This window comes from Kitasatospora sp. NPDC059722 (assembly GCF_042733235.1).
Lineage (GTDB): Bacteria > Actinomycetota > Actinomycetes > Streptomycetales > Streptomycetaceae > Kitasatospora.
In genome coordinates, this window is sequence record NZ_JBHWGD010000084.1 from 20,660 (window position 1) to 29,370 (window position 8,711).

Consider the following 8,711-nt stretch of genomic DNA (forward strand, 5'->3'; position numbering starts at 1 on the left):
GAACGCCCCCGCACGAACGAAACGGCGGCCCCGGGCAGAGCCCGAGACCGCCGTGCACCAACCGCCCGCGGGCGCTACTTCCTCGCCCCCGCCAGGTCGTCGAACATCGCCGACAGGAACTCGCTGCACCACCCCAGCAGCTCCCGCCCGACCAGCGGCTTGCCGCCGATCCGGCCGGTGCTCGGCCGGGGCACCAGCAACTGCCGGCTCGCGGCCTTGACCTGGCTGCGCGGGTAGAGCCGGTTCAGCCGCAGCTGCTGCGACTCGCGCAGCTCCACCGGCCCGAACCGGACGTTCGCCCCCTGCAGCGTGATGTCCGAGATGCCGCACCGCCGGGCGTACAGCCGCAGCGCCGCGACCAGCAGCAGGTTCTCCACCGGCTCGGGCAGCTTGCCGTAGCGGTCCACGAGTTCGTCCCGGACCTGCTGGATGTCCTCCTCCGAGTTGACGGCCGCGATCGAGCGGTAGGCCTGCAGCCGCAGCCGCTCGCCGGGCGCGTAGTCGTGCGGCACGTGCGCGTCGACCGGCAGCTCGATCTTGACCTCCAGCGGCTCCTCCTCCGGCTCGCCGCCACCGCTCGCGAGCGACTCGCGGAACTCGGCCACCGCCTCGCCGACCATCCGCATGTAGAGGTCGAAGCCGACGCCGGCGATGTGCCCGGACTGCTCGCCGCCGAGCAGGTTGCCGGCGCCGCGGATCTCCAGGTCCTTCATCGCGACGTACATGCCGGCGCCCATCTCGGTGTGCTGGGCGATGGTGGCCAGCCGCTCGTGCGCCGTCTCGGTGAGCGGCCTCTCCGGCGGGTACAGCATGTAGGCGTACCCGCGCTCGCGCCCGCGCCCGACCCGCCCGCGCAGCTGGTGCAGCTGGGAGAGCCCGAAGGTGTCACCGCGCTCGACGATCAGGGTGTTGGCGTTGGAGATGTCGATGCCGGACTCGACGATCGTGGTGGACACCAGGACGTCGAACTCCTTCTCCCAGAAGTCGACGACGACCTTCTCCAGCTGGGTCTCCCCCATCTGCCCGTGCGCGGTGGCGATCCGCGCCTCGGGCACGAGGTCCTTGAGCCGGGCCGCCGCCTTGTCGATCGACTCGACCCGGTTGTGGATGTAGAACACCTGGCCCTCGCGCAGGAGTTCGCGCCGGATCGCGGCCGAGATCTGCTTCTCGTCGTACGGGCCGACGAAGGTCAGCACCGGGTGCCGCTCCTCCGGCGGGGTGGTGATGGTGGACATCTCGCGGATGCCGGTGACGGCCATCTCCAGCGTGCGCGGGATCGGGGTCGCGGACATCGTGAGCACGTCGACGTTGGCGCGCAGCTTCTTCAGCTGCTCCTTGTGCTCGACGCCGAACCGCTGCTCCTCGTCGACGATCACGAGGCCGAGGTCCTTGAACCTGGTCTCGGCGGAGAACAGCCGGTGGGTGCCGATGACGACGTCCACCGAGCCCTCGAACAGGCCCTCCAGGACGGCCTTCGCCTCGCTGTCGGTCTGGAAGCGGGACAGCGCCTTCACCGTGACCGGGAAGTTGGCGTAGCGCTCGGCGAAGGTCGAGAAATGCTGCTGCACCAGCAGCGTGGTCGGCACGAGCACGGCCACCTGCTTGCCGTCCTGCACCGCCTTGAACGCCGCGCGCACCGCGATCTCGGTCTTGCCGTAGCCGACGTCGCCGCAGATCAGCCGGTCCATCGGGACGGACTTCTCCATGTCCGACTTGACCTCGGCGATGGTGGTCAGCTGGTCCGGCGTCTCCGCGTACGGGAAGGCGTCCTCCAGCTCGCGCTGCCACGGGGTGTCCGGGCCGAAGGTGTGGCCGGGCGCGGCCATGCGCGCCGAGTACAGCTTGATCAGGTCTGCGGCGATCTCCTTGACCGCCTTCTTGGCCCGCTGCTTGGTCTTCGCCCAGTCCGCGCCGCCGAGCCGGTGCAGCGTCGGGGCCTCGCCGCCGACGTACTTGGTGACCTGGTCGAGCTGGTCGGTCGGCACGAACAGCCGGTCGCCGGGGTGGCCGCGCTTGGCGGGGGCGTACTCCAGCACCAGGTACTCGCGGGTGGCGCCCTGGACGGTGCGCTGCACCATCTCGACGTACCGGCCGACGCCGTGCGCCTCGTGGACGACGTAGTCGCCGGCGGCCAGGGCCAGCGGGTCGATCGCGTTGCGGCGCCGGGAGGGCATCCGGCGCATGTCCTTGGTGGAGGACTTCTGGCCGGACAGGTCGGTCTCGGTGATGACGGTGAGCTTGAGGGCCTCGTCGACGAAACCGTGCTCGATCGAGCCGCAGGAGACGTGGACGACGTCCCGGGTGGGCGCGTCGGCGAGGTCGGCGACGAGCCGGGCCGGGATGCCCTCGTTGCCGAGCACCTCCGCGAGCCGGGAGGCGGGCCCGTGGCCCTCCGTCACCATGACGACGCGCCAGTCGGAGGCCAGCCGCTCCTTGGCGTCGGCGATCGCGCGCGCGGTGTCGCCGCGGTAGGCCTCGACGGCGTGCATGCCGAGGGTCAGCGTGTTCGCGTCGAACTCAAGGATGCCGTCGACCGCCGACTCGCTGGTCGCGAACGGGCTGACGGACCACCACGGCAGTCCGATCTCGTCGGCGTGCTCGCGCACCTCGGCGAGCGAGCGCAGCGAGGCGGCGGAGACGTCGATGGCCTCCAGGTCGATCGGCCGGTCCCCGCCGGCCGCCGCGGCGACCCAGGAGGCGTGCAGGAACTCCTGGCTGGTGGCGACCAGGTCGGCGGCCCGGGTGCGCACCCGCTCGGGGTCGCAGACCACGGTGACCGAGCCGAGCGGCAGCACGTCGACCAGCAGTTCCATGTCGTCCACCAGGACCGGCGCGAGGGACTCCATGCCCTCGACCGCGATGCCCTCGGCGATCTTGTCCAGGATCTCGGCCAGCCCGGGGTGCCCGGCGGACAGTTCGGCGGCCCGCGCCCGCACGTCGTCGGTGAGCAGCAGTTCGCGGCAGGGCGGCGCCCACAGGCCGTGCTCGGCGATCTCCAGGGAGCGCTGGTCGGCGACCTTGAAGTAGCGGATCTCCTCGACGTCGTCGCCCCAGAACTCCACCCGCAGGGGGTGCTCCTCGGTCGGCGGGAAGACGTCCAGGATACCGCCGCGGACGGCGAACTCGCCGCGCTTCTCGACGAGTTCGACGCGCGCGTAGGCCGCGGCGGCCAGCCGTCGGGCGACCTCCTCCAGGTCGTGCGACTCCCCTCGCTGGACGGCGACCGGCTCCAGCTCGGCCAGCCCCTTCACCTGCGGCTGGAGCACCGAACGCACCGGGGCGACGATCACCTGGACCGGACCGGCCGCCGGGTCGTCCGCGCGCGGGTGCACGATGCGGCGCAGCACGGCGAGCCGGCGCCCGACGGTGTCCGAGCGGGGCGACAGCCGCTCGTGCGGCAGCGTCTCCCAGGCCGGGTACTCGGCGACCGCGTCGGGCGGCAGCAGCGAGCGCAGGGAGGCGGCGAGGTCCTCGGCCTCGCGGCCGGTGGCGGTCACGGCGAGCACCGGACGGCCGCGGTCCCCCGCCGCCGCGACGGCGAGCGCACGGGCGAGCGCGGCGATGGCGAACGGCCTGGCGGCGGGCGGCCCGACCAGGTCCAGGTGTCGGCGGCCGCCGGCCGCGGCGCCGGTGGCGGTGGCCGCCCCGATCGCCTCGGCGAGCGCCGCGTCCCGCGCGACGACATCGAGCAGTCCGGTCAGGCTCATTGGGGTCTCTTCTTCGTCCCGTGGCTGGTGCTGCCCCGGGGCGGCGAAGGCCCGCCGGGGCAACGCGAACGGCCCGGCACGCCGAGCGGCCGGGGGTCTCCAGCCTACGCCGCGGTAGCGACACGCACGCGGTGTACGGGCCCGGCGGGGCCGGACGCGGACGAACCGTTCACCGGGCCCGCGCGGGAGCACCCGCGGACGAACCACTGGACGGAACACCGGGCGGGCCCGTGGACGAACCACCGGCTCGGCGGTCCAGCTCGGGCTCCGCGATCTGCCATGAAGTGGACATACTCCTGTCACTGGCCGTCCATGGAGATCGCGCACCATGGTGAATGTGCCCGCCGCACCCAACCGTGGGGGATGGCTGCGGAGGCACTGTCGCACCCCCGATGGGGGTCGGAGGTGCGAGGCCGGGCGACCCTGGGTGGGGGCGCCCGCCCAAGCGCCGGGAACCGTGGCGCCCTTTCCTGGAGGGCGCCACGGGTCTCGGCCTCACACGTTTCCGGGGCCTCCCGGGCTTCCGGGGCCTCACACGCCTCCGGGGGCCTCCCGGGTCACACGCCTCCGGGGCCTCACACGATTCCGCTCCTCGCACACCCCGAGGCCGCCTGGGCCCCGCGCGTCCCTGGAGCCCCGTCAGGCCGAGCGGCCGCACCCGCCCGACCGTACGGTGCCCCGGCGGGCTACCAGCGCGAGAGGTTGATGTCGTACATCATCACCTGGTGGCCCTGGTTGGCATTGAAGTCGTACTGCTCCCAGTTGAAAACCGTCCAGGAGCCGAGCCCGCCGCCGAGGTAGGTGACGACCCGGTTGTTGCCGGCGTCGATCCGGTCGACGTTGTAGATGCGGACGGCCATCCAGCCGTCGTTCGCGAAGCAGAGCCGCCCGCCGTAGCCGTAGTTGTACACCTTCGCGAAATCGTTCCGGTTGCCGCAGTCGACGCGTTCCACCGCCCGGGCGCCGGTCACCGGCAGCAGGGTCGCGGCGGCCGCGGTGAGCACCGCGAGCGCGCCCAGCCTGCGGGCGTTCGCATTTCTGTTCCGGTGGCTCGAATTCCGGCGGTCCGAACGGAAATGTGTGCGGATAACCATGGACCCTCCATCGGTCGCGGTTTGCGACTCCCGAGATTTGCACGGCGGGGCAACACCGGACAGCTGTTTTCCGGCCAAGCCGATCGTTCGCCGGCGGCCGCGGGAACCGCCGCCAAAGGAATGCGCTAGGGTCCGAACAAGCTTGCAGCGCTTGAGGATCGGAGTACTCGCCGTGCAACTTCCCGCGCCGTCGAGGCGATTCGCCTCGGCCGCCCTGACGGTGGTGATCACGGCATTCTCCGCCGGTTGTTCCGGGGTTTCCGGAAGCGGCTCCTCGGATTCCGCGCCGACCCCGCCGGAGGTCTCCGGGGCGCGCGCCCCGGAATCCGGCCGGGGCGGAATGACCGGACTTCCGCTCTCCGCCTACCAGGCCGACGACCGGAGCGCCGTGAAGGAGATCCAGGCGCGGAACATGCTCGTCGTCTCCTGCATGCGCCGGGCCGGCTTCACCGCGTTCGACGGGGACGGCCTCCAGGCCGCCGAGGCGCCCGACAACGCGACCGCACTGCCGGCCGGCGCCTGGGGCTACCTGGGCGCGGACGCCGCCGCCGTCCAGGGCTTCCACCCGCCCCGCCGGCCGCTCCCGCGCCCGGCCGCCGCCCCGGCCGGCTCCGGCGAGGCCTACGACAACGCCCGGGTGGACTGCGACCGGCAGGCGGCGGAGCGGATCGGACCGCCGCAGGGGCCCGGCGCCGATCTGGTGGGCCGGCTGTTCGACACGTCGCTGAAGGCCGCCGGGACGGACGCCAGGGTCGTCGCGGCGATGAAGGACTGGTCGGCGTGCATGGGCGCGGCCGGGTTCGCGGCCGACGCCCCGGAGGCCCTGCCGGAGCGCTACCGCGGCACCGCGGAGATCACCCCCGGCGAACTGGCCGCCGCCCGCGCCGACCTCGACTGCACGGCCCGCAGCAACCTGGCGGCCCTCTGGTTCACCGTCCTCACCGGGTACCAGCGCCAGCTGATCGACCGCAACGCCGAGGCCCTGACCGCCCGGCGGGAGGCGGTCAGGGCCCAGGACGAGAAGCTCACCGGGCTGCTGGCGGACGGTGCGCCGCCGCAGTAGCCGGGGTGTCTCAGCGGCGGCGGTAGGAGACGGTGTTCGGGGTCGCGTAGCCGGCGCCGTCGTCCACGATGACGATCTTCGGGATGATCCGGGTCTCCTCCGGCTCCGTGCCCGCGTCCGCGTCCGAGTCCGCAGCGACGGGCTCGGCCGGACCGGTCCGCGGCGGCGCGGCCGGCATGGGAGGCACCGGGCCGGTCACCACGGGCGCGTCGGCCGGAACGTCCGCCGGCGCGGCGTCGGCCGGGGCCGGGGCGGCGACCTGCGCGGACGGCAGCCGCAGGACGGCCGTCTCCTTCCCCGCGCCCGCCGCGTCCCGCTTGCGCAGGTCGGGCACCGGGATCTCACCGGTGTCCGCCTCGGAGTCCGCGGGCGCGGTGCCGTCGTCGGTGACGGCATCGGCGACGGCATCGGTGACGGCATCAGCCGCGGCATCGGCGGCGGCATCGGTGACGACGTCGGCGACAGCATCGGCAGACACGTCGGCGGCCTCGGGCGCCCGCACGGCCGCCGCCTCGATCTGGCCGACCGCCGCCCCGGTGAGCGAGGCCAGCGTGGCCTTGATGTGGTCGAGGTGCTGCTGCACCGTCTCCAGCCGGGCCGCGAACTCGGTCTGCTCCTGCTCGCTCGCCGCGTTGGCCTTCTCCGCCTCCCGGCGCGCCTGCTCGACGCTCCGGTCGGCCTTGGCCTGCGCCTCGGCCTCCAACTGCTTGATCTGGCCGAGCACGGTCTCCCGGTGCTGCTCGGCCTCCCTGACCCGGCGCTCGGCGGTCTCCGCGACCTCGGCGTCCTCCGCGTCGGCCTGGGCCTGGGCCTCGGCGAAGGCCTCGTCGGCGCCGCGCCGCCGGTCGGCGAGCTCGGCCTCGGCCTGCTCGCTCGCCTCGGCGGCGGCGACGCGCACCTTGGCGGCGTAGGCGGTGGCGGCGTCCCGGACGGTCCGGTTGTCGCCGTCGGCGTCGCCGCGGATCGTCTCCGCTTCGGCGCGGGTGCGCTCCTCGGTGCGCCGCGCGGCCTGGTCGGCCTCGCTGCGGGTGGTGGCCGCGTACTCCTTGGCGGCGTGCTCGGCGGCCTGGCCGGCCTCGTACACCTCGTCGCGCAGGTCCTCGGCGAAGCGCTCGGCCTTCTCCCGGACGGCGCGGGCCTCGGTCTCGGCCATGACGGCGAGGCCAGCGGCCTCCTCGCTCAGCACGGTGTAGTCGGGCGCGGGCGCGTCCTGCGCGGCCTGGCGGACCTCCGCCAGCCTGCCCTCCATCTGCCGGATCCCGGCGCCGAGGACGCTGAGCCGCTCCCAGGCCTCGTCGCGCTGCGCGGTGAGCGCGGCCAGGGCGCGGTCGACCTGTTCGGGCGCGTAACCACGCCGGGCCGGGGTGAAGCCGTACTGGGAGACGGCGTCGCTCATGGGCTCTTCCCCTCGTGTCGCGGGCTGCGGAGCCCATGATCGGACGGAACGGACGGCTCCGGGACCGGTTCGGCGACCGGGTCCGGATCCGCCCGTCGGACGGATCGAAATAGATCGAGGACCGGACGAATAGACCCATCCTCTTGACCTATTTTGCGCAGATCCGGACGAAACCCCAACGAGGCACCGCCGCGACGGCACGCCGAAGGGGCCGTTCCGGACACCGGAACGACCCCTCCCCACCTGCGAGGATCCGGAACGGTCCGCTACAGCAGGCCGTCCCAGAACTGCTCCAGCAGCACGGCCCACCAGGTGTCCGCGTTCTGCAGGGCCGCCGGGTCGATCGCGGCGAGCTCCGCCTGGAAGTCGGCCGTCCAGCGTCCGGCCTGCTCCGGCGTCAGCCCGTACCGCAGCCGCCACATGCGGCCCAGCAGGGCCAGCGAACGGACGAACTCCGGTACACCGGTGTTGACGAACCGGGGCGGCTGCCCGGTTCCGTCGACGTCCACGGCGACCACGTTCGCGGTGCCGTACTGGACGCACAGCTGGCGGCCGTAGTCGTTGCCGAGCACCAGGTAGCCGGCGAAGTCCGGGCCCTGCGGCAGGCCGCGCTCGGCGGCCAGCTCGGCGAGCGTCGGGATCGGCCGGCCGTCCTGCGCCTGCGCCCAGAAGAACGGCCCGAAGTCGCGCGGCAGCCCGGCCCACATCAGGGTCTGGGCGACCGGCTCCGGCACGCCCTGGCGGGAGACCGCGCGCTGCTCGAAGCGGAACAGGTTCGGCCCGAAGTGCAGGCCCAGCTCCTGCGCCAGCTGCTGCGGCGGGAGCGGCGGCAGCACCTGGACGCTGCCCGGGGCCGGCGGCGGCACCCGGAACGGGCGGACCCGCTGCGGGCCCGAGGCCAGCTGGTGCAGCTCGTCCAGGTGGTCGAGCAGCTCCGCCATCCCCGCCTGCCGGGACGCGTGGTCGCGCCCGTAGGAGGCGGTGTGGGTGAGCCGGACGTTCGGCCAGGACGCGGCGATCATGCGGTTGCAGTAGCCGCCGGGCAGGTCGCAGGACTCCAGCTCGGTGTAGAGCTCCAGCACCTGGTCCGGCGGCACGTTGAGCCGCCGCAGGTCCTGGAGGATCTTCCACTCCGGGTGCGGGGTGCCGGGCTCGCTGCGGTGCAGCAGCTTCTGCTCCGAGCCGTCCGGGCCGCGGTAGCTGAGCGCGGCGAAGTAGCCGGGGCCGACCGTGGGCACGCCCGGCGGCACCGGGGCCGCCTGCGGCGCGCCGGCGCCCGGCCCGCCGCCCGCGTTCGGGTAGCCGTAGCCCGCGGGCCCGGCCGGAGCCGCCGGACCGCCGGGCGGCGGCGGGGCGGCCGGGCCGCCGGACGGCGGGGTGCCCGGGTCCGCCGGGCCGGCGCCCAGCAGCGCCGGGTCGATAGCGCGCCCGGGCGGGGGGGCCGCGAGAGC

At 73.9% G+C, this 8,711-nt stretch carries 5 protein-coding genes; 1 reads left to right on the plus strand and 4 read right to left on the minus strand.

The window, feature by feature from the left end; all coding sequences use genetic code 11:
* Positions 1–74: 74 nt before the first annotated feature.
* Positions 75–3,707, minus strand: coding sequence for a transcription-repair coupling factor (gene mfd, locus ACFV4F_RS34900; protein WP_380508697.1), 3,633 nt, complete (start codon positions 3,705–3,707; stop codon positions 75–77).
* Positions 3,708–4,393: 686 nt separating this feature from the next.
* The gene (locus ACFV4F_RS34905) at positions 4,394–4,801 is read right to left on the minus strand and encodes a beta/gamma crystallin domain-containing protein (protein WP_380446257.1); all 408 of its coding nucleotides are present in this window, start codon (positions 4,799–4,801) and stop codon (positions 4,394–4,396) included.
* A 340-nt stretch (positions 4,802–5,141) separates the two neighbouring features.
* On the opposite strand from ACFV4F_RS34905, the gene ACFV4F_RS34910 reads away from it, so the two are divergent.
* The gene (locus ACFV4F_RS34910; RefSeq protein WP_380508699.1) at positions 5,142–5,864 is read left to right on the plus strand and encodes a hypothetical protein; all 723 of its coding nucleotides are present in this window, start codon (positions 5,142–5,144) and stop codon (positions 5,862–5,864) included.
* 10 nt (positions 5,865–5,874) lie between these two features.
* Here ACFV4F_RS34910 and ACFV4F_RS34915 read toward each other — a convergent pair whose 3' ends face one another.
* Both ACFV4F_RS34915 and ACFV4F_RS34920 read right to left on the minus strand, forming a co-directional pair.
* Complete coding sequence (locus ACFV4F_RS34915; protein WP_380508701.1) at positions 5,875–7,260, minus strand: hypothetical protein; 1,386 nt, start codon at positions 7,258–7,260, stop codon at positions 5,875–5,877.
* 266 nt (positions 7,261–7,526) lie between these two features.
* A partial coding sequence (locus ACFV4F_RS34920; protein WP_380508704.1) for an SUKH-4 family immunity protein occupies positions 7,527–8,711 on the minus strand: 1,185 nt, incomplete at its 5' end.

Coding starts and splice junctions, on each gene's coding strand:
- mfd (WP_380508697.1), bottom strand. CDS start 3,707: ATGAGCCTGACCGGACTGCTCGATGTCGTCGCGCGGGACGCGGCGCTC.
- ACFV4F_RS34905 (WP_380446257.1), bottom strand. CDS start 4,801: ATGGTTATCCGCACACATTTCCGTTCGGACCGCCGGAATTCGAGCCAC.
- ACFV4F_RS34910 (WP_380508699.1), top strand. CDS start 5,142: ATGACCGGACTTCCGCTCTCCGCCTACCAGGCCGACGACCGGAGCGCC.
- ACFV4F_RS34915 (WP_380508701.1), bottom strand. CDS start 7,260: ATGAGCGACGCCGTCTCCCAGTACGGCTTCACCCCGGCCCGGCGTGGT.